Raw genomic sequence first — 21,378 nt, 5'->3', positions numbered from 1 at the left:
AATGGCAGACATGAATTTATTCCAACAATTTCTTTTCTATTTTCAAGAAAATGGCGGCTATGTTTTTGCCCAGTTCATTCGTCACTTCTTGATTTCAATCTACGGGGTACTTTTTGCCTCGATCGTCGGGATTCCAATCGGGATCTTGATTTCTAAAAAAATGCGTTTGGCAGATTGGGTGATTCGTTTCGCCAATATCATCCAGACGATTCCATCTTTAGCGATGATCTCGATTTTAATGATCGGCATGGGCTTAGGTGTGAATGTCGTGATTTTAACGATTTTCCTTTATTCTTTGTTACCGATCATCAAAAATACCTATACCGGCATGCGCCAAGTCGACCGCAATACGTTAGATGTCGGCAAAGGGATGGGGATGACTAGCTGGCAGCGATTGTATATGATCGAATTGCCATTGTCTGTTTCGGTGATCATGGCAGGGATTCGAAACGCCTTAGTCGTGGCGATCGGTATCACCGCTATTGGCGCTTTCGTTGGTGCTGGTGGACTGGGGGACATCATCATCCGCGGAACCAATGCGACGGATGGTGCATCGATCATCTTAGCCGGTGCTTTACCAACTGCCTTGATGGCGATCATTACGGATCTTGGGTTAAGCTTTATTGAACGCCGCTTAGATCCAGCCAGCCGTACGTCACGCTAAACTTATTTGGAAAAAGCAAAAACCGTTGTGACCATTTATTGGTCGCAACGGCTTTTTTGGGGCTCTATAATTTATGGGACTGATGAATCAGAATTGATTCTTCAGCCCCATTTTCATTTTAGGTATTAAAAAACATATCGTTCTCTAGTATGATTAAATCACCACAAAATAAACAACTGAGAGGACGATATGCTATATGAATGATTCTATCAAAAAAATGCTGAGAATAGCAGAGAAAGATTTGATGATTACAGAGGTCTCTTACGAGACCCTTCAGAAGAAAAAGACGTTGCTCGTCGATACTGTTCTCTCGCCTACTCCTCGTGCTTGTAGAAGTTGTGGTTCTACTGTGGTAGATGGAAACGGGAAAGCAATTATAGTGAAAAATGGAAAAATAGAAGCGAAGAATACCCACATAAAGACAATGAAACGAGTATCCTACGGATTTAAATCATTCGAGAACATGAGAATTAGAATCTTTTTGATCAATCAATTAATCAAAGTGAGATAACAAAAAATCCGAGTCAGAATGAGGTTCATTCTGACCCAGATTTGATTTTGTACAACTCATCAGTCCTTATTGACAAAGAGCCGAAATAAATTTACTGAACACTTGATAGTAACTATAAAAATGATTACTCAAAAATTATATTTGAACAAATAATAAAACTAAATTTACTAAAAAAGAAGCTGTTAGTATGCTTAATGACACTCCCTCTAAAAAGGCAAAATCATTAGTAAAAGTATCCTTAAATGCTGGCTTAATCAATGGTACGAATCCAATTGTTCCAAAAATATAGGGAATTCCAACAATAAAAGTAGGTGCGTGTAATAGTTTAATAGTCAAAGAAAGCAATATTAGTATACCAATCAACTTCAACCCATTTGATCGTGGTTTGTCCTTGTATATGGTATATAAGTAAAAATATGCAATAATACTTACCAAAGTAAGTCCTAAAAGTATCAATTTCAAAAAATCCCTCCTAATACTATTCAATTAATATACCTTGATATTTGATTTAAGTAAAGTATATATGTTATTTTTCTTAATTGAAAATATTTTCTTTTATCTGTTGCCAATAGGTTTTTTCCCCAACAATAAGCGACAGTTCCCCTACTAATCCATAACGAGTATTGATTTTTTCAACTGATTTTAATGTACCTCTTATGGTATAAAAAGTACCTTGATCTGTTGTTGTACTGTTTTCCGAAATATCAGTTAAAGTTCCATCTATTGTCTCTGTAGAAACCCCTTTTTTGTCTAACTTAAAATGAACAAGCATTCCCTTTTTTATACGGGTACTTTCATTAGCTGGTACCAACGCAGTAAAAGTCAATTGAGAATCTTCGGCTTTTGGATAAAGTTCTGCTAGTATTATTCCTTTTTGTATTTCCGTCTGATCTTTAATAGACTCATTTAGGTGAATAGTTCCTGTTATTGGGGCTTTCAGAGTACTCTGGGCAATTTGTTCGTTAATAGACTTAAGATTCGCCTCATTTGAGTTAAAAGTTTCAGTTAATTCAACCACTCTTTGTTTAGTTGTTGCTAACGCCATCTCTTTATTCTGATTTAATTTTTCTTTTTGACTATTAATCTCGTTATCACTGGTAACGGGAGCCATTAATTGAGCTTGTTCTAGTTGTAATTGTTCTAATTCACTTTCTTTTTGAACAATTTGATCATCAATTTTAGTTACTATGGTCGCTTTCAATTCTTCCTTTTGCTCAATTGAAGAATCAGCTAGTTCTAATTTCCAGGCATTGTAATTAGACATAATTTCTGATGTTTTCCCCTCAAAAGGTTGTTGATTTATCCAAGCAGTTCGCGCTTGCTCCCATTCTTTTTTTTCATTTTCCCGGATAATAATTTGCTTTTCTATCTGTTCTTTTGTTCTATTATAAACTTCTTGTTCTTTTTGATTACTTTCCTCACCTTGTTTAGCAGAATAAAAAGTAGCCTCTTTTTCGGAAAGAAAACTTTTTATTTGATTACTATATCCATAATTATCTTCCGATTCAAATAAATTTTCTTCATTGTTAAGACTATCTATAAAAATTTTCGCTGCTTCTTTTTCTTGTTCAATTAGTGAATTGGCTAATTCAAGATGTTTTTTTTCATTATTTAAAGAGGTTGTATCAAATTCGACCAATATTTCATCTTGTTCTACTGTTAGGTTCTCTTTTAGATTGTTTTTTTTAATCTTTGCTTCTACTGGCACTTGTAACTTCTCTATTTCTTCAGGGATTAATTCTGCAGGGACTCTGATAACTACTTCTTTTTTTGCAAAAACTAAAAACAATCCACCTAAACAGAAGAAAAGAATCATAGGGTACAATATCCACCGATAAAACTTATTATGTTGTTGACTGTAGATACTAGAATGATCTAACCAATCTTGTGTTTGCATAATTTTGCCCTCACTTTCCTAGATGTCCCACAGCTCTTGATAAACTCCTTTATTATAACGTAACTCATCGTGCGTTCCTTGTTCTACTAATTGCCCCTCATGTAAAACTAAGATTTGGTCACAGGCCTTGGCTATTGGAAGATGATGGGCAATAAATAGTAAGGTTTTCTCTTCTAAACTCAGTAAGTAGTTCAGAATATCATGCTCCAAAAGAGTATCTAAACCACTAGTTGCCTCGTCCAGTATTAGAACATCTGCATCTTTCAGCAATGCACGTGCAATAGCCAACCGCTGACGCTGTCCACCAGAAAGATTTGCTCCTCCTTCTTCAATAATCATATCGTAGCGTAGTGGTTGCTCCTCAATAAATGTGCGTATTTTGACGGCATCACAAACTTCAATAATTTTTTCAAAACTAGGTGTTTTCTGTAAACCAAAGGCTAAATTTTCAATAATTGTCCCACTAAAGAAAAACGATTCTTGTGGAACATAAGTTACATGATCACGTAACTGCTGAAACGGAATGTCTGCATGACTAATTTTTCCATATCTGATAGCACCTTCCGATGGTGTATAAAAATTGACCAGTAATTTAGCTAAAGTAGACTTTCCTGATCCACTCACACCAACTAGGGCTATCTTGCTTTTACTTTGAATAGTACATGTGATATTTTTTAGAGTTGGAGCTTTCATATTATAAGAGAAGGTAATATTATCAATATTAATATCTTTGTTAAAAACCTGATTTGAAATATCACGGTCTATAGTGGAGTCTAATTGTTCGGGTTCAATCGCAAATATTTCATTTATTCGTTTATTAGCGACTTGTGCAGCTTGCATCTTCACTTGTAGATTTATTATATTTTGCAAAGGATCAGTGAAAAACACCAACAAGGCATTGTAAGTAATAAGCTGTCCCAAACTAATTCTGCCTTCCATTACAAAAAAAGAGCCCATCCACAGAATAAGAGCACTACTAATTAGTTGAATGGCTTGTTTTATTCCTTGCTGTATATTGTCAAGGGTGACAGTGCGAAAAGATTTTTTCATTAGTTTAATAAATTCACGATCAACACGATCATATACTTTTCCTTCACCACTGTACGCCTTAATCGTTTCGATACCTTTTAGACTTTCAATTATGCTTGAATTTAATGTAGCTCCAGCAGCCATTTCTTCTTGGTTAGCTTTTTCATAGCTACTAACAAAAGCTGTAATTGCGATAATATAAAAAGGCAAGGAAGATAAAGTAATCAAGAATAAAGTACCGTTTTGTATAGCTAGAGTAATCCCTACAAGTAACACCATACCGATGTCTAAAAAAACAGATAGCGTTGCACTTGCAAGTGCATCAATAATTTTATTGGCATCCAAAAAACGGGAAATGATTTCACCAGATTTTCGAGTGGCAAAGAAGTTCATGGGTAGGGTTAATACATGTTTAAAGTATTGAAGCATAACAGTCATACTCATACGTTGACCCAAAATAACCAAGAGATAGCTACGACTATATTCGAACAGCACGCTAAATAGATAGCTTACAATCAAACCCATAGAAATTATATTCAACGTAGATTTCGCTTGATTTGGAATAAAGTAATCTAAAATCCCCTGAAAGTAATACGAACTTCCAATTCCTAAAAGTGTAATAAAAAGAGAAGCTAAAATAATGTGAAATACAAGCCCTTTTTGTCGCCAAATAATAGGAAAAAAAGAGCTTAACCCAGCTACTTTTTCCTTGGTGGGGGCATAAGACTCTTTGGGTGTGGGAAAAAGTAAAATCCCTGTCCACTCTTCCGAAAACTCCTCAATTGTTTTTTTTACATTTCCTTTCATTGGATCTGGATCCATAATGAACAAATTCTCGTCTTGTACCTTGTATACAACTACATAATGCATATATTTATTTTCAACCACAATATGCGCAATTAGTGGCAATGGTAAATCCTTTTCCTTCCATACATCTTTTTCAGCTTTAAATGCGGGAGATTCAAATCCAATTTGTTCAAATGCATGTTTTAGTCCAAAAGCAGAGGTTCCATCTAAATCAGTTCCAGACAATTCTCTAAGCTTATGAATAGGTATTTCAGTTTTATAATACTTTAAGATCATGGCCATACACGCAACGCCACAATCCTTTTCATCTTGTTGAAATATTATTTTTTTCATAAAACAATCCAATTATATAATTGATCAATAATTATAATCACTTGTGTTAATAAAAAAAGAAGGAACATTGAGTCAGAGCGCTTGTTTAAAATTTTCTCTTTTTTCAAAAGGTAATATAAGACAGCAATACACAAAATACATATAACTTCTAAAAAGTTCGAAACATAATCCGTAATCGGACCACTGTATGATATTATGTTAATAAAAATTGATAAAATAAAGCTAACAAAAAAAGCTATATATAATTTTTTAGTTAAAGGAGTTGGGTAGCTAATATCTACTCCTACAACAATATAAATAAAACTTAAAAAATTTAAAAAAATTACTATATTAATCAAAATAACACTATCCTTTCATTACAGATTATTACATCTTTTTTGATCGTCTATAAATTAAAAAGTTGATAAAAACTATTGAAATAAACACTCACATTTGTAGAAAGTCTCCTCTTGAAAAAAATTTTTAAGATAAAAAAAGTAAGTTACAAAGTTCAATTCATTAATACAATAAAAGCAAATAGCTTATTCAGCTACTTGCTTTTATTATACCCAACTTTAATTATAAATTCAGATATATTTTATTTGTACATCCCTGGCTTAACAAACATTAACTGCCTTTGTTATCTAATTGAACGTCAATAAAAATTAAGAAATAATTTTAGTTAATTTTTGTAGTTTCTAAAAAAAGAAAAAATCAGACGTTTTTCCATTTATTTTTATCGCCTTGTTTTTGGACACCTTTAATAAAACCTTTAAAGAATTCTCCAACTGGCTCCACCCACCCAAGCCAGCCCCAGCCTTTTCCACCAATAACTAAATGTAAATCACTATCTTCTACTACTTTCATTGTATCAAAAACATTTTTTTTCATATAATACTACCCCTTTCAATAATTACAAAAAATCAGTTCAACAAACTAACGTTTCTTTTTTCTGATAATTCGGTCGGCTTGATTGACATCGCTCACATTACCTAAACCTTTTAAGACCCAGTAGCCTATTTTTTCCCCTATACCTTGACCAATATCTGACCAAGTTGATCCACCTACACATTTTTTCAATTCTTTTTCAGTTAATTTTTCCACTTGAGCATCTCCATTCTATTAATATAAAACACAAATAAAGTTTACCATAAATAGAGGGTTTGTCAATTTTTTTTTACATACAAACTTAGTTATCAAGTAAAAGACTATTAAAAATTATCTAGTTCTATTTTTATTGCTCAGTTCAGTTAATTCAAAAATTATTATTTGTATCTGAAATTTTTCAAAATGTCATTATTATCGAGAGGCCATATACTTAAGTAAGTAATATATACCTTTTGTAGCTACCCAAAATACGTTTCTTTATTTTTTAATTTCGAAAAATCTATGTTAATAACCCCTTCGATGTGCAGGAGTTGACCAATAAAGGCTTAGATCAGTTGACAGAGTATCTGCGTGCACGGAATCTGATTGATGATACGTTGTTTATTGACGGGACAAAAATCTTGGCGGATGCGAATAAGTACAGCTTTGTCTGGAAGAAAAACACGATCCGGTTCAATCAAATGAATCGCGAAAAACTGCTTACTATGAGCACGGAACTAAGAGAAGCATATGCCCTGAAACAAATTCCCGAAGGGACGACCTTGACAGTAGATAGGATAGATGAACTGTTAACACGGATGGAACTGCGTCTGGATGAACTAGAAAAAGAAGTTGAGGCAACGAAACGTCTTTCGCCAAATCCAGCGAAACCACAACTGCGAACGTTGAAAAGCCAAGTACGCAAACTAAATGCAAAGCTAGAAAAACTTCTGGAACATCAAACGCAGTTTTCTATTTATGGGAATAGAAACAGTTATTTAAGAACCGATCATGATGCGACATTCATGCGCGTAAAAGAAGCCCCCATGAAAAATGGCCAACTTAAACCTGCGTATAACCTGCAGATCGCTACTTGTAATCAATTTGCGTTAGGCTACGATGGCTTCTAAAACCCAACAGACACTCAAACACTGAAACCATTACTAGAAAAAATGAAAATCGCACAAAAGGCACCTCATTATTTGGTCGCCGATGCAGGCTATGGTTCAGAAAGCAATTACCGCTATATAGAAGATGAACTTCCCCAGCATACTGCATTGATTCCTTATGGAACCATGTTTAAAGAACAAAGCAAGAAATGGCAGACCGATGACCGGAAAGTAACGAATTGGGATTACGAGCCTAAGGAGGACTTTTACATCGACCCCAAAGGGGTAGGATTCAATTTTCATGCGTACCGTCAACGAGCAGATGCGGATGGCTTTGTCCGAGATTTTAGAGAATACCAAGCAGAAAAAACGGATGCGAACCAAGTGCTCATTCCTGAAGCCTTAACCCCAAAGGGGAATCTAAGAAAATTCACTGTAAATCCGTCTTGGGAGCACCATAAAGAAAAACAAAAAGAACGTTTATCAACGCCTGACATTCAAAAAATATATGGGCGAAGAAAGATTGACGTGGAAACAGTCTTCGGATTTAGGAAGGCTTGTTTGGGCTTAACTCGATACACGGTTCGGGGCATAGAGAAAGTCAGAAAAAAAGACGGGTTTACTCATTACGGCAATCAATATGATGAAATTGACAAAAATAGGGACTTAATCTACCAAAAATGAATAGAAAAATAAGGAGCACTCGAAAAATCACATGATTTCCGAGTGCTCCTTATTTGTGGGAGAGCGCAACTAGTTAACTTATGCCACGCCCCCTTTTTGGTTCGGTCATTTTTCAGAAAAGCATCGCTTCAGCCGCTTTCCTTTTTAGGGTTAACTCCCAGCTTTTTTCGCTATTTATCCATTCCGTATACTTCGACTTCATAGATTCGGGCTGCTGAGTCTGCTCCTTGTGTTGGTTTATCGATACTGATTTTTACATATTGCACCTTCTTGACGGCAAACGTATTGGTGCTATTGCCCGCTTCATTTTTCAACGTTCGTGAAACTGGCTCATAGTCTTTGCCGTCTTCACTTACGAGCACCGTATACGCCCGCGTATTCATGTCTGGGCCTTCTCCACCAGCTTCCGCATGGGCGAGGCGTACTTCACTGACCGTTTGTGGTCGACCGAGATCGATCATCAACTCATGAGGCGCATTGCCTGTCGCACACCACTTCGTACTCAAATCACCATCGAGGGCAAAAGCTGGTGCTTCGGCATCATTGACAAACGATGAAGCAGTTGCTTCGGCATCTTTTGAAAGCAGCATTAACTCTTTCGGCGCATCAGCAGAAATCGTGATCAATCCCGCCATTTCCAGAGGGGTCTCTCCTGCTTCGTTTTTGGCAACAAGCGTGACTTTGTAGGTACCTGGTTCCGAATAGGTCACTTGGGGATTTTCTTCTGTACTGCTGGTGATATCGCCGCCTTCAAACGTCCATTCAAATGCTTCGGCATTCGCAGATGAGGTATTCGTGAAGGTGATCGTTTCCCCCGGTGCCGCTAAGGTTTTAGAGGCTGTAAAGGCTGCTTTTGGCAGCTGATTGTTCGGCCAAGTGATCTCCACCGTATCGGATAGCTTGCCGCGATTGCCATAGCGATCCACTGCCACCACCGCGAACTTGGTTTTCGTCCCTTTTGGTCGTTCAACGGCATTCAAATAGTGGTTGGTTGCTGGCGTAGCTGCTAAGAAAGAGCGTGAGCCGTCATCGTTCAATTGGTAGACCTCATAAACCGCAGCTGTCTTGTCCTTGGCAGCTTCCCACGTTAAACGGACCCCCGCATAGTTGCCCTCTTCTTCATCAAAGAGCACATCCTCAACCGTCAATGCTTCGGCAGCGAATTTCTCCGCTTTCTGATCTCCGATCGTTAATTGCCCTAGATTCAACTCATAGACATCACTGGTATCTTTCGTGGTTATGTCATAACCGATCGCTGTCACTTCCCCTTTGATGTCTTTCAATGAGTAAGTGATCGTCGTCCAGTCTGTTGCGACCTCTTTGTCTCCTTTGATCGTTTGTGTTGAACCATCAGCTAAAGTCACGACCAAATCAAGAGCTGTCGGTACCGTTGCTTTGACAGTCGTCGTCAACTTCGTCTTTTTCGTCACAGGAAATGCTGTCTGATACAATGCCATGTGACTGGTGCTACCTTTTGTCATCTGTCCACGTAGTTTCAGTGCATTTCCGCCATTATAGGCCTCCGCATAATTGATTGATACAGCCAAATCATTGTCTTTTCCATGGTCAAAGACCCAACGATAGGTCGGCAAAATAGCTTGCAAACTTCGGTTGTTCCAATTGCGGCTGGACACTTTTTCTCCCTCGATAAAATAGTTGTAGCCATTCCCCAGACTAAAATTCGTCACAAAAGGCAGCTCTGTGATAGCGGTCTGTTCCAGGGCATAGGTGGAGATCCCAGGCCACTCTGTCGCTTCTGGTAGCTGGCTTTCCCGAGGATCGCCCGTGTTATTGACCCAAAAAGCATTCTCTTTGCTTTGGAAATCATCCGGCGTACTAGCAGAAGAATAGGTCCAGCTAGGTACATACAGGCCCAATGAGGTATAAGGAACGCCTTTTTCATCCGTAAACAGATCCCAGCGCACAGGCGTTGAATAGCCATTTTCTTGTACATCGATTCCAGCAAAAAGATCGTAAGGATCGACACCGATTTCACGGGCTTTTTCATTGGAGGCCTTCAACAGCTCCTTGTCCGCCAGTTTGTCAGTGGTCCACCAGAAATTCAAGAACATACTATCTGCCAATGGGTTCATCTCTGCATCCACCAAATAGGCTTTGTTCTTATCCGTCAAAGCGTTTTGCCAATCCATTTTCCCATCACTCGTCATGGAATCATACCACATGATCTCTAAATGCTCGTCGGCTTGTTCTTTGAATTGGGCGATCAATTCTTGCATCGCTTTGGCGTGGCTTTCATTTAGTCCTTTACCATCAGCCCCCGATTGTTCGACACCTTCCGCTGCATCATCAAAACTAGTGACCGCCGTATCGGTTTCTTGATTGATGAACCAGCCATCAAAGCCATACGTATTGGCAACTTCGATCATTTTTTCTACGATCGGAAAATTGCCATCCTCATCCTTAGCTAAAAACGTATCTAGCCATTCCAACTTCCCACCATGGGCAGTTTGTGGAAAGAAGATCGTTCCTAAAACCGGCACGCCATTCCTATGAGCAGCATCTGTCACATCAGGACTTGGTGGTACGATGATCCCTTCGCCAGAAGAGCCGCCCCAATAAACCAATTGATCGATGTATTGCCAATAAGAAAAGACATTGGCATCAAAGGTATTGATCCCACGTGGTGCATTGCCGCTCGTACTGCTATTCATGATCGAAAGCGCCACGACTTTGGTTTCTGCCGTTTGCGTGTCATTCATCTTCGGCAACGTCTCTTTAGCTGCCCGCTGCGCTAATGGAACAACGCTGGTATTGTATTTCGCATCTGGATCTTTTTCAAAAGACCATGCCAACAAATCCTCTGGGAACCAATAAGACGACTCCGGTTGATTTTCCATCGCTTTTTCCAACGTACTTTTGGCTGTTTCTTGGTAAACGACTTTTCCAGTTGTCTTCGCCTCACTTTGGGTGCAGCCACCGATTGCCGTTGCCGCTGCTAATACCAACAAAGATGCGCCAACTTTACTGATTTTCCTTGTCACACTTCTTCCTCCTTGTTTTACATAAATCCGCCAACATTCCTACACTAAAACGATAACGCTTTCAAAGATCGGAATATAGGAACAAATTAAAGAAATCATGCAACAAATCTAAGAAGGTTGAGTTTAGAAAAAAAAGAGCCTCCTTTTAGGGAAGCTCTTTGGCCCTGCTTACTTCTTACTTCTTTCCAACGAGCGGCAGCCAGACGCGCATTTCGCCTATGCCCCGATTGCCCCATAAATGGTATGGGATCAGTTGCCACGTACGAGGTATGACCGTTTCCGCTCGTTCTTCGTAAAGGGTTGTTCCCGACCATTCTTCGCTTTGGTAGCCTTTGATCGCCAAACGTAAAGTAGTTGGCAACAACGTATCCTCTTTCGAAAAGGTCGCCTCCAGCGCCTGTGGGTCGATGCGGCAACGCCAGAGTGCTTGACCATTGTCGGCTTCTTCTATGCAATACACGAAGGGACCACGTTGCAATGCGACTTGATTGATGTCTTGAATAACTTGAGGATTCGCACGCAAGATTTGCAATGGTTGTTCAAAACGGATATTGGCCGTCACGTTTTCGACTGCCTCAAAGATGATTGCCTCGTTCGTCTCCTGCCATTCGTGTTCACTATCGATTTGAAACTTACTTAGTCCGTTAGGTTTGTGGATGATGAGCGTCTTTGGAATGCCTTGATAGCGAATCGTGAGGTCCTCTGTAAAAGGAAACCCGCCCGTTTGTTCAAACGTAAATTGATCAGGTTCTTCTAAACGGCTTGCTACAAATAAATTCACGTAAAGCTTCTCTTGATCGCAAGTGTAAACCAAGCGCTGCAGCGAAGCGACCATCCGTGCAAAATTGGGCGGACAACACGCACAACCGAGCCAATCAGGTCGTTGAGCTTTGACGTGGCCTTTGCCAGGATTTTCTTGATCTCGTTGGGGATTGACCTCCAAAGGATTCACGTAGAAAAAGTGTTTGCCGTCAATTGCCGCACCAGAAAGGACGCTATTATACAACGCTCGTTCCATCGTCGCTAAATATTTTGGTTCATTGGTTAGTTTGAACAGCTCAAAAGAAAATTGGACCAATGCAATGGCTGCACAGGTTTCACAATACATCGTATCATTTGGCAAATCATAGGGACCGACAAAGGCTTCCCCGTGAACGGTTGAGCCGACGCCACCGGTCACATACATTTTCTTACAGGCGATGTCTTCCCAAATCGCTTCGCAAGCGTCGATTAATGCTTGATCTTGGGTATGCTGGGCGACTTTTGCCATACCGCTTGCCATATACAGCATTCGTACCGCATGACCTTTGGCTTCATGCTGCTTTTTAGGTTGATCGTAGGCTTGTAAATAGGTGAGGTCTACCCTTGGTGTTTCATCTGATAAGCCATCCGCTTGGTTTTTCAAGATTTCTTTTTCGTAAAAGGCAGGATCTTCCCCACGTACTTCAAGAAAGAAATCAGCTAATGTCAAATAGGTTTGTTTACCAGTGTATTCATACAAACGCACCAGTGCCAATTCGATCTCTTGATGGCCATCAGCACCTTGAATTTTTCCAGGCTCCCGCCCAAAATACGTGCAAATATTGGCGATATTTTTCTCTGCCACGGTCAGTAATTTATCCTTGCCTGTTGCTTGATCATAAGCGATAGCCGCTTCGACTAGATGCCCGGCACAATAAAGTTCATGACTGAAATACAGCTGACGGTATTTTAACTTCGGTCGGGTCAATTGAAAGAAGGTATTTAAGTAGCCATCCGCTTCTTGCGCAGCAGCAACTAAGTCAATCACTTCATCTACTGTCTTTTCCAATTGCGGATCGCTAGTATTCAACAAGCTATACCCAGCCGACTCGATCCATTTGTAGACATCACTATCTTGGAAAAACCAGCCAAAATGTTCCCCTTCCATTTGCCCTGCAGCGATGCGAAAATTCGCCAATGCATGGCTTTTCCCAGCTGGCAAATTGGGATCTTCCCGTTCTGCTTGAACATCTACATCGATTTCATCATTTAGGACTTGGTATTGGTAAGGAATCGTTTCTTTGCGAACAAGCTCTTGGTATCCTTGCCAAAACTCGTCCGTGAGCTGGATCTTGTTTAATGCGAATTCTTTCATTTCGTTCTCCTGTTCTTTTATTTTTTTATGTTTGATCATTCGTTTCATATTTACTTCATTAATAAAAAGGCCGGATCATCTCCTGTGATATGTTGCCCTGCCTCCTCTTTGATCGTTTGCTTATATAAGAGCTGGTAGGCTTTAGGACTCATGCCTTTTTTCTGTTTAAAGGTATTGGTAAAGTGCTGCCTACTGTTGAATCCTGCTTGAGCGGCAATTTCGACGATTGGCAGCTGACTATTGCTTAGTAAAAATGCTGCCTGCTTCAGACGCTCACTAGTGAGAAAATGGTTGACCGTCACTCCCAGTTGCTCATGAAAGAGTTTATGCAAGTAGGCTTTCGTAATCCCCACAGCCGCTGCGATTTGGGAGACTTGAATATCTTCATCAAAATGCTGTTGAATATAGTTGACCGCAGCGTTCACATAGCAATTGCCCCGTTTGGTTTCTTTCGTACGTAATGAAAAGGCTAATTCCATCAACATCCGCTTAAACAAGAGCTCGATCGTAAATTGCCGTTCAGCAGACGGTTGCTCTTGAGTATCATCGATCATTAGCAGCTGCAGCAATGACTTGATCGCTTGTCCAAATTGGCGGACATCGCGACTTTTCGCGTAAGGCTCATTCAATTGTACATTTCCTTTGATGTATGCAAAAACATCACGAACACAAAGGCCGGACGGTGTCTCACTCAGAAGAAATTCAATATTCAGTAAGGTGCAGGAATCTCCTTCAACGAGTAAGGCGTGTTCCACAAACGCGTTTATGAAAACGAAATCATTTCTTTCCAGAACAATTACTTGATCTTGCACCTTTATCTTACACTTCCCTTTGGTCACAAACATGATCTCACACGCTGGGTGTTGATGTGGATCCATGGAAAAACGCTCAAGGGCAACACTATAGTATGCTGTAATCTTCGCATAGTTTGTTTCTTGTGGAAACACCATTGATCAACTCCTTTTTCATTCGTTGACGATTTCTTTCTTTTTTATTTCTAGTAGACAAAACTTTCCCTCTCTTTTTTTATTGCTTACTATACTATAAGAAAAACGTACTAGGAGGAAATCAATGTCTTTTTTACATTTTGCACAAACACCCCCAATGGGATGGAATTCTTGGGACTGCTATGGCGCTTCTGTAACCGAAGCAGAAGTGATCGCCCATGCAGATTTTATGGCAGAGCATTTGAAAGCTTATGGTTGGGAGTACGTCGTCGTGGATATTCAATGGAGCGAACCAGAAGCAAAGTCTACAAGGTACAATGATTTTTATCCGTTGTGTATGGACGACTATTCTCGCTTGATTCCTGCTGAGAACCGTTTCCCTTCAGCAAAAGATGGCGCTGGTTTCAAAAAACTTGGTGACTATCTGCATCAAAAAGGGCTGAAGTTTGGTATCCATATCATGCGCGGCATTCCACGACAAGCAGTTCATCAAAATACGCCGATCAAAGGAACGGATAAACGGGCACGGGACATTGCTATGAATTCAATCTGCCCTTGGAATTCCGATATGTATGGGGTCGATGTTTCCTTGCCTGAAGGACAGCTTTATTATGATTCTTTGCTCGAATTATATGCTTCTTGGGGTGTTGACTTTATAAAGGTGGATGATATCGGCGATTCGAAAATTTACGGTGATGCCCATAAAGCAGAAATCAAAGCGATTCGCCGTGCGATCGATCGATCGGGTCGAGAGATCGTCCTTTCTTTGTCTCCCGGACCAGCTGCCCTCAAAAATGGTAGTTTCTTTCAAAATCATGCCAATATGTGGCGCTTGACGGATGACTTTTGGGATCATTGGGACGCCCTTTACACCATGTTTGACCGAGCAGCAGAGTGGGCACCTTTCGTCCGTCCAGGTAACTGGCCTGACTGTGATATGCTGCCGTTGGGTCATATCGGCATTCGGGCAGTTGATGGTGGCGGTGGTGATAGTTGGACACGTTTTACGGAAGACGAGCAATACTTATTGATGAGTTTATGGACGATCTTCCAATCTCCATTGATGTTCGGTGGTACTTTACCAGACATCGATCCCTTTACGTTACGTTTATTGACAAATACTGAAGTCTTAGAAATGTATCGAAGAATCCATACGAAAAAAGAGTTCTATCGTGATCAAGAGTGGATCATTTGGGAGGCGTTGAGCGACACAGCCGTCTACTATGCCATTTTCAATGTTTCTGATCAAACGCAAACCATCCCAAAATCGATCGCTGCTTTACTACCAATTAAAAGCGGCACTGAGTTATGGCAACAAAAAGAACAAACAATTGCCGATGCTGAGGTTCCTACTCATGGTGTCAGATTATTAAAAGACAGTATTTAGTAAAAAGGGCAGCAGCATACGTTTACAAGCAGCACAATGTAACCTACTCATTGTGCTGCTTGTTTTTTATTCTTCGTACACTTTTCGACCAAGAAACGCAACGCCTTGATCATTGATTCCAGATAAAAACAACCTTTCTTTTTGGTCGATGTACTCATAATATGGGACAAATTCGTTTTCTCCCCACAAGTAACTTCGTCCTTCTTTTTTTAATGCTGTTATTTCTTGCAGTTGAGAAGATATAACTTGAGATTCATGATCAAATTGGATGATTTCCCACTTTCCTAACAGAGTTTCCTGCTCTGGCATTCGTGAAACACTTCCTTGATAGATTGAAGCAGAGATTACTGGCCAGCCTGATTCCAGCCAATAGAGTTTACGTATTTGTAAATGGAATTGGTCACTGAATGGTTTTCTCCGTGCATGATGCACAACGAAGCTTTCTTTATTGGATTGCGTAAAGATCGAGTTATGACCAGGAGCGTATACAACTGGTTCTTCTGAGAACTGATAACTGCCTAACAGTTTGGTTCCTACTTCGGTTGGCGTCTTTTCTTGATCCGTCATGGCCGTACCATGCCAGTCCAGATATGGCCCTGTAATTTCTTTTGCTCGGGCGACACGGATATTATACGAATCGTTAAGGGAGTCGAAAGAAACAAACAAATAATAATAATCGGTTTCAGGATGATAATAGATAAATGGGCCTTCAATAGCAGTATCAACTGTTTTCGGACGAAAAGCAATCCGTTGGCCATAGCTCTTTTCTTGAAGTTTTCCAGTTTCTTTGTTCAATGGAGCAATATAGATTCCGCCAAAGAAAGAACCATAGACAAACCACTGCTCACCCGAGCGGTCAAAAGCAATATTGGCATCGATCGCGTTATGCTGTGCAAGAGTTGCATTGGTTTTAACAACCTCTCCTTGATCTTCCCAAGGGCCCAAAGGATCTGATGCTGTAGCTAAGCCGATAAAAGAAGTGGTACTGCCGAATGTCGAAGCAGAATAATACATACGGAATTCGTCCTTGTAGCGGATAACTTCCGGTGCCCATAGTCCTTGAGCTTTGCTCCATTTTACTGCTGGTTCAGGCATTTCTGACAATGCCTGTTTCTCAAATTGCCAATGGATCAAATCTTTTGAACGACGAATTGGTACACCAGCCGTTTTGGGCTGTTGTGTGTCCGTTGAATATAAATAAAAGGTACCTTCATGTTTAATAATCGTAGGATCATGAACCCCATTGATCGCTGTCATGTCTTCCCTCATCTCCTAATTGATTTATTCTATTTTATAAAAACAGGACAGCTACTTGACGAGCTGTCCTGTTTGTTCCCACATTCCTGCAGGACAGTTTTTCTTAGCTAAGTTTGCGCGAAACCGATAAAAGCAGCCGCATTTGGTACAGGTATGATTCAATCGCAATGGACAAGTCTCACAAACAGCGATTCTCCTACTGACGATCTCCGGCGAAGCCAAGTCGCTTTCTAAAGAAAGTTGTTCTGCAATCAAGGATTCAATGTCTTCCTGTGCTGCTGCAGCAGCATCTTTCACTTCGCATCCTTTACAAGTCATGGGATCAGACTGTCAATGAGATCGTTAGAACACTCATTGCTGGCACCCGCAAGCTGACTTTGTTCTCTTTAACATCGTAAGCGGTGAAGTCTTGGATCACCACATCTTCAGGATGATCAAAATCATTGTGTGCGTTCATTTTGTCCCCCACGATATAACGAGCTTCTTTCACTTCATTGATCGCTGTTTCCAGGGAGAAGGTTAATTCTTCCGTGCCTTGGGTAGCAAAATTACAAACCGATAGATGGATCGTATCCTCTTTTTTCGAAATCGTATACGTAATGGTATCACTGCTAGTTCCATGGCTATCAATGGTTTCAGCATCTTGATGGACTTTGTACAAATCAAAAACATGATAGCTTGGGGTTTTCACCATTTGTTCGCCATCTGTCAAAATCATCGCTTGCAGGACGTTGACGGTTTGTGCGATATTTGCCATATGCACTCGCTTGGCATGTTTATGGAAAATATTCAAGGTGATCGCTGCGACCATGGCATCACGAATCGTATTTTGTTGGTATAAGAAGCCTGGATTCGTCCCAGGTTCTGCTGAGAACCAAGTGCCCCATTCATCAACAATGATTCCCACACGCTGTTCTGGGTCATACTGGTCCATGATCGCGCTGTGGCGGGTCAATAATTCATCCATGTAGGCTGCTTTTTCACAGGTCACTTGCCACTCTGCCTCATCAAATTCCAAGGCGCTCCCTTTTTCTTCCCAGCCCTGCGGATGAACGTAGTAGTGCAAGCTTAGACCGTCCATCAACCAATGGGCGTTTTTCATCAGCGTTTCTGTCCAATGATAGTCTGCGACATTCGCTCCGCCAGCAACTTTGTAGATTTTTTTGTCACCGTATTGGCGGACATAGGTTTGATAGCGGCGATACAGATCCGCATAGTACTCTGGCCGCATATTGCCGCCGCAGCCCCAGTTTTCGTTTCCTACGCCAAAGAATTTCATTTCCCACGCATCTTCATGGCCATTTTCTCTGCGAAGATCAGCCATCGGAGAAATGCCATCCATCGTGATGTATTCCACCCATTCCGACATTTCTTGCACCGTTCCGCTGCCGACATTGCCGTTGACATACGCGTCACATTCCAGCTGCTTGATCAATTCAAAAAATTCATGGGTCCCGAAATGATTGTTTTCAGTCACGCCCCCCCAGTGAGTGTTGACCATCGTTTTGCGGTTTTCTTTAGGTCCAATTCCGTCTTTCCAGTGGTATTCATCGGCGAAGCAGCCGCCTGGCCAACGCAGCACAGGGATTTGAATGTTTTTCAGTGCTTCAACCACATCGATCCGCATCCCATTTTTATTTGGGATCTGCGAATCTTCTCCAACGTATAATCCTTCATAGATACAACGGCCTAGATGCTCTGCAAAATGACCGTAGATATATTTGCTAATCGTTGTTCCTGATTTTGTGTTTTGAATGTTGATCGTCAATCAGTTCACCTTCATCTCTAATTTATTGTTTGCGACCGGCTCGCCAAAAACTGGGAATCCTTTTTCATCCCAAGTGAATGGTTGTGCAACTGCATGTCGATTCGGGTTTGCCAGAGGATCGCCTGCCTGATTTTTTTCTGGTCTTGCATGATAAACTAAAATGTCCTCACCATCTGCCCCTTTTGTAAAAGAGTTATGCCCCGGTCCATATTGAGAATTCCGTTCTGACGTTTGAAAGACTGGCTCTTGGGATTTGTGCCAAGAAAATCCATTCAATAAATCACTATTTTCGTCTGTCCACAATAATCCCATAGCGTAATTTTCATCTGTAGCACTGCCAGAATAAGTGATAAAAATCTTACCATTTCGCTTAAGCACGGCTGGTCCCTCATTCACCATGAAACCAATCTGTTCCCAAGGGTATTCAGGGATCGATAGTAAAAGCTGCTTTCCTTTTAGTGTCCATGGATTTTCCATTTCTGATAGATAAAGATTAGAGTTTCCTGGAATTCTTGGATCTTGTTGCGCCCAAACATAATAAAGTTTCTCCTGATGTTCAAACACCGTTGCATCTAAACTAAAACTTTCAAATTGCGTGATGACCTGTCCTTTTTCTTCCCATTCCCCTTCAAAAGGGTCACTTGAATTATTTTCGATCACGAACATTCGATGATGATGATTTTCATTTCTGATCTCTTCATTATCACTCGCGGCAAAATAGATATACCACTTATCAGCGATAAAATGAATTTCTGGCGCCCAAATCAATTCACTCATTGGTCCCGATTCATGTGCCTGCCAAACCGTCTTTCTCTCTGCATCTTCCAGTTCATTGAGGCTTTTCGCTCGTCTAAGTTCAATCGACTGATATCCAGGAACTGAACCTGTAAAATAATAGTAACCATCGGAATGTAAATATACCCAAGGGTCTGCTCGTTCATACACGATTGGATTTTGTATTGTCTCTGCATTTGCTTTTGCCATACCTTACTCCTCATTCCTAACAATAAATAATGGTACTCCTGCTTCTGAGGTACCTGTAAATGTCATTACTTGCTTTTGCTGATTTTCATCCCAGCCGGAAAGAAACTTCCCTTTATAAACAGTGTCATCGATAACCACACTTGAATCTTCTTGACTATTCTTTTCTGCTAGTTCCCATGTTCCAGTGCGATCACCTTTGATCGTGCCATTTTTTTCAACTGTAATTTCCTGTGGTTCTTTCAAATCATCCGTTAAAAACTTGTCAAAAGAAATCAGCGTATAGGCACCCGTAACTTGATTCTTTGTATAGTCAGCAATCGTTTCTTCGCTGTATCTCAATGGAGAAACAACCGGCCAGCCTGCTTCTGTGAAAAACATTTGATGGACTCTCACAGAATGGTATTCTCCGCTATTTGGAAAACGTGTATGGAAAATCAAGTAATATTGATTGGTTTCTTCATCATAATAGGTCGAGTTGTGACCTGGCGAAACATAGCCAACCCCTTCATTGCTCGTATTTTCGGTATATAGGAAGTTCCCCATAATTTTAGTTCCGAAGTCTTGAATACTTGCGTCATCAAAAACTGTTCCAAATTTCCCTTTGACCTCAGCCATTGGATTTCCTTGGCTGTCTTCATAAGGACCATCAGGATTCTTTGACCGCGCGACTCGAAGGTTGTATCCACCGTCTGCATCTAGCCCACCAAATGAAGTGAACAAGTAATAGTAGCCATTTTCTTGATTATACTGAATGTATGGTGCTTCGATGCGACTGTGATTTCCGCCCATCAAATGTGTTCCGTATGAATTGCGATCTTTAGGCAAACCCGTTTCATCATCCATTTCTAGGATAAAAATCCCACCTGAGTATGATCCATAGACCATCCATAATTTTCCTTCATTGTCATAAAAAACATGAGGATCGATCGCATTTGGATGAATCGCTGCATTGTACGCTTCACCAAACTGCGGAGAGGTTCCTGAATAAAGAAAAGATTCGACTTTTTCATAAGGACCTTCAATAGAGTCAGATACCGCCACTCCCATTACGGAGAGCGGTGAAGTTCCTTGACACAAACAATAGTACAAATAGTATTTTCCATTCTTAAACTGTTGGATATCACTAGCCCATAAAGTATCTGTCTGTGCGTACTCAAACTCTTCTGCCAATTCTTCTCGAATATTCTCAAATAGTGTATCTTCAGATACTGAATTAGATATCTGCTCCCACTTCATCAAATCCTGAGACTTGGCAAATTGCATATGTGATCCAATAATATAAAACGTATCATCCGCTTTGATCACCGATGGGTCATGGACACTAACATCGGCAAACTCAGGAGGGGACAAGACTTCTTCAACTGCAGAAGCAGTACAGCCAGATAAAAGAACCATTAGAGGAACACACGAGAAAAGAAATTTTTTGATCATGATTTTAACAATCCTTTCTTGCTATAGCCTGACAACAAGCACTTGCTGGCACTGTACAAAAAGATTGAAATTGCGACAAAAAAGAACCAATGATACGCCATGCTAACAATTGAAAATGTGAGAACCATCAAAAGACAAAGAAGCGATTCTTTTGGTAACAAGAATGGACTCGTCAATGAAAAAACGGCTTTTTTCCGCCACTTATCTTTACTCAATCGAGTGACTAAGGATAAATTGATCAATACTAAAATCACATAACTGAACAAAAACAAAAGTGGCCATTGGAAAAATGCTCTCATTAGATCACTTTGCTGCACAATCAGCAATTCCAAATAGAGAATGCCTAGAATAAGTGGAAATATAAAGACCCGCCATTTGTATAAGCGAATGGCTGACACATAGTTTTTCCAAAATAAAGTCAATACTTCTATATAAGAGTAATAGCCTGTAAATAGATCCTCTTTATTTAGAATCGTTAAGACAGCAACAGTACTGGGAACAAAGCCGACCACAAAAAAACCAGCTAAAATACCTAGAAGCCACAAAATATTTAGTTCTATCAGAAGTACCAATGCATTTAGCCAGTTCATTGCTTTTAGAAACATC

Annotated in this window: 17 protein-coding genes and 1 pseudogene; 4 read left to right on the top strand and 14 right to left on the bottom strand. The window is 40.2% G+C overall.

All coding sequences use genetic code 11. From position 1 onward, the window contains the following. Window position 1 precedes the first annotated feature (1 nt). A complete protein-coding gene (locus IGI77_RS02360) occupies window positions 2-664 on the top strand; it encodes an ABC transporter permease (RefSeq protein WP_005227316.1) in 663 nt (220 codons plus the stop codon). A gap of 196 nt (window positions 665-860) precedes the next feature. Further along, window positions 861-1,175 (top strand): transposase, encoded by a 315-nt coding sequence (locus IGI77_RS02355; protein ID WP_438769339.1) that lies wholly within the window; start codon window positions 861-863, stop codon window positions 1,173-1,175. Between the two features lie 135 nt (window positions 1,176-1,310). Here the strand turns inward: IGI77_RS02355 and IGI77_RS02350 are convergent, their stop codons facing one another. The 5 genes from IGI77_RS02350 to IGI77_RS02330 form a co-directional block, all read right to left on the bottom strand. Next, entirely contained in the window at window positions 1,311-1,637 is a 327-nt protein-coding gene (locus tag IGI77_RS02350; protein ID WP_438769338.1) for a hypothetical protein, read from the bottom strand. Window positions 1,638-1,710: 73 nt separating this feature from the next. Continuing rightward, on the bottom strand, window positions 1,711-3,072 hold the full coding sequence (locus tag IGI77_RS02345; RefSeq protein WP_438769336.1) for a bacteriocin secretion accessory protein: 1,362 nt from the start codon (window positions 3,070-3,072) through the stop codon (window positions 1,711-1,713). 18 nt (window positions 3,073-3,090) lie between these two features. After that, window positions 3,091-5,241, bottom strand: a complete 2,151-nt coding sequence (locus IGI77_RS02340) for a peptide cleavage/export ABC transporter (RefSeq protein ID WP_438769334.1) — start codon at window positions 5,239-5,241, stop codon at window positions 3,091-3,093. Between the two features lie 693 nt (window positions 5,242-5,934). After that, window positions 5,935-6,111 (bottom strand): lactococcin G-beta family bacteriocin, encoded by a 177-nt coding sequence (locus tag IGI77_RS02335; RefSeq protein WP_438769332.1) that lies wholly within the window; start codon window positions 6,109-6,111, stop codon window positions 5,935-5,937. 45 nt (window positions 6,112-6,156) lie between these two features. Beyond that, a complete protein-coding gene (locus IGI77_RS02330) occupies window positions 6,157-6,324 on the bottom strand; it encodes an enterocin 1071A family bacteriocin (RefSeq protein ID WP_438769331.1) in 168 nt (55 codons plus the stop codon). Window positions 6,325-6,626: 302 nt separating this feature from the next. Between IGI77_RS02330 and IGI77_RS02325 the strand changes: the two are divergent. Continuing rightward, window positions 6,627-7,866, top strand: a pseudogene (locus IGI77_RS02325) (transposase); the annotation flags it as partial. Window positions 7,867-8,050: 184 nt separating this feature from the next. Here IGI77_RS02325 and IGI77_RS02320 read toward each other — a convergent pair. The 3 genes from IGI77_RS02320 to IGI77_RS02310 all read right to left on the bottom strand — a co-directional run bounded on the left by IGI77_RS02320 (window position 8,051) and on the right by IGI77_RS02310 (window position 13,948). Next, the gene (locus IGI77_RS02320; protein ID WP_438769330.1) at window positions 8,051-10,882 is read right to left on the bottom strand and encodes an endo-beta-N-acetylglucosaminidase; all 2,832 of its coding nucleotides are present in this window, start codon (window positions 10,880-10,882) and stop codon (window positions 8,051-8,053) included. Between the two features lie 175 nt (window positions 10,883-11,057). Further along, window positions 11,058-12,998: a glycoside hydrolase family 127 protein gene (locus tag IGI77_RS02315; protein ID WP_438769328.1), complete on the bottom strand. Its 1,941-nt coding sequence runs from the start codon at window positions 12,996-12,998 to the stop codon at window positions 11,058-11,060. Between the two features lie 50 nt (window positions 12,999-13,048). After that, a complete protein-coding gene (locus IGI77_RS02310; protein WP_081116191.1) occupies window positions 13,049-13,948 on the bottom strand; it encodes a helix-turn-helix domain-containing protein in 900 nt (299 codons plus the stop codon). Window positions 13,949-14,069: 121 nt separating this feature from the next. Here IGI77_RS02310 and IGI77_RS02305 point away from each other — a divergent pair, with 121 nt between their 5' ends. Further along, complete coding sequence (locus tag IGI77_RS02305) at window positions 14,070-15,332, top strand: alpha-galactosidase (RefSeq protein WP_438769326.1); 1,263 nt, start codon at window positions 14,070-14,072, stop codon at window positions 15,330-15,332. Window positions 15,333-15,398: 66 nt separating this feature from the next. On the opposite strand, the gene IGI77_RS02300 is transcribed toward IGI77_RS02305, so the two are convergent. The 6 genes from IGI77_RS02300 to IGI77_RS02275 are packed head-to-tail and all read right to left on the bottom strand — an operon-like array spanning window position 15,399 to window position 21,377. Further along, window positions 15,399-16,589, bottom strand: a complete 1,191-nt coding sequence (locus IGI77_RS02300) for an arabinan endo-1,5-alpha-L-arabinosidase (protein WP_438769324.1) — start codon at window positions 16,587-16,589, stop codon at window positions 15,399-15,401. A gap of 51 nt (window positions 16,590-16,640) precedes the next feature. Further along, window positions 16,641-16,907, bottom strand: a complete 267-nt coding sequence (locus IGI77_RS02295; protein WP_005227303.1) for a DUF6171 family protein — start codon at window positions 16,905-16,907, stop codon at window positions 16,641-16,643. 4 nt (window positions 16,908-16,911) lie between these two features. Further along, window positions 16,912-18,357: an alpha-N-arabinofuranosidase gene (locus IGI77_RS02290; protein ID WP_034857854.1), complete on the bottom strand. Its 1,446-nt coding sequence runs from the start codon at window positions 18,355-18,357 to the stop codon at window positions 16,912-16,914. Beyond that, window positions 18,358-19,341 (bottom strand): glycoside hydrolase family 43 protein, encoded by a 984-nt coding sequence (locus IGI77_RS02285; protein ID WP_061053697.1) that lies wholly within the window; start codon window positions 19,339-19,341, stop codon window positions 18,358-18,360. Window positions 19,342-19,344: 3 nt separating this feature from the next. Then, complete coding sequence (locus tag IGI77_RS02280; RefSeq protein WP_015508890.1) at window positions 19,345-20,772, bottom strand: glycoside hydrolase family 43 protein; 1,428 nt, start codon at window positions 20,770-20,772, stop codon at window positions 19,345-19,347. Further along, window positions 20,769-21,377: a DUF624 domain-containing protein gene (locus IGI77_RS02275; protein ID WP_061053696.1), complete on the bottom strand. Its 609-nt coding sequence runs from the start codon at window positions 21,375-21,377 to the stop codon at window positions 20,769-20,771. Before IGI77_RS02275 ends, IGI77_RS02280 begins: the two co-directional genes overlap by 4 nt. Between the last annotated feature and the right edge of the window lies 1 nt (window position 21,378).

It is taken from the genome of Enterococcus sp. DIV0213h (genome assembly GCF_051711285.1).
GTDB lineage: Bacteria > Bacillota > Bacilli > Lactobacillales > Enterococcaceae > Enterococcus_D > Enterococcus_D casseliflavus.
Note: the sequence above shows the minus strand (reverse complement) of the source record. Positions and strands in the feature narration are given on the sequence as shown.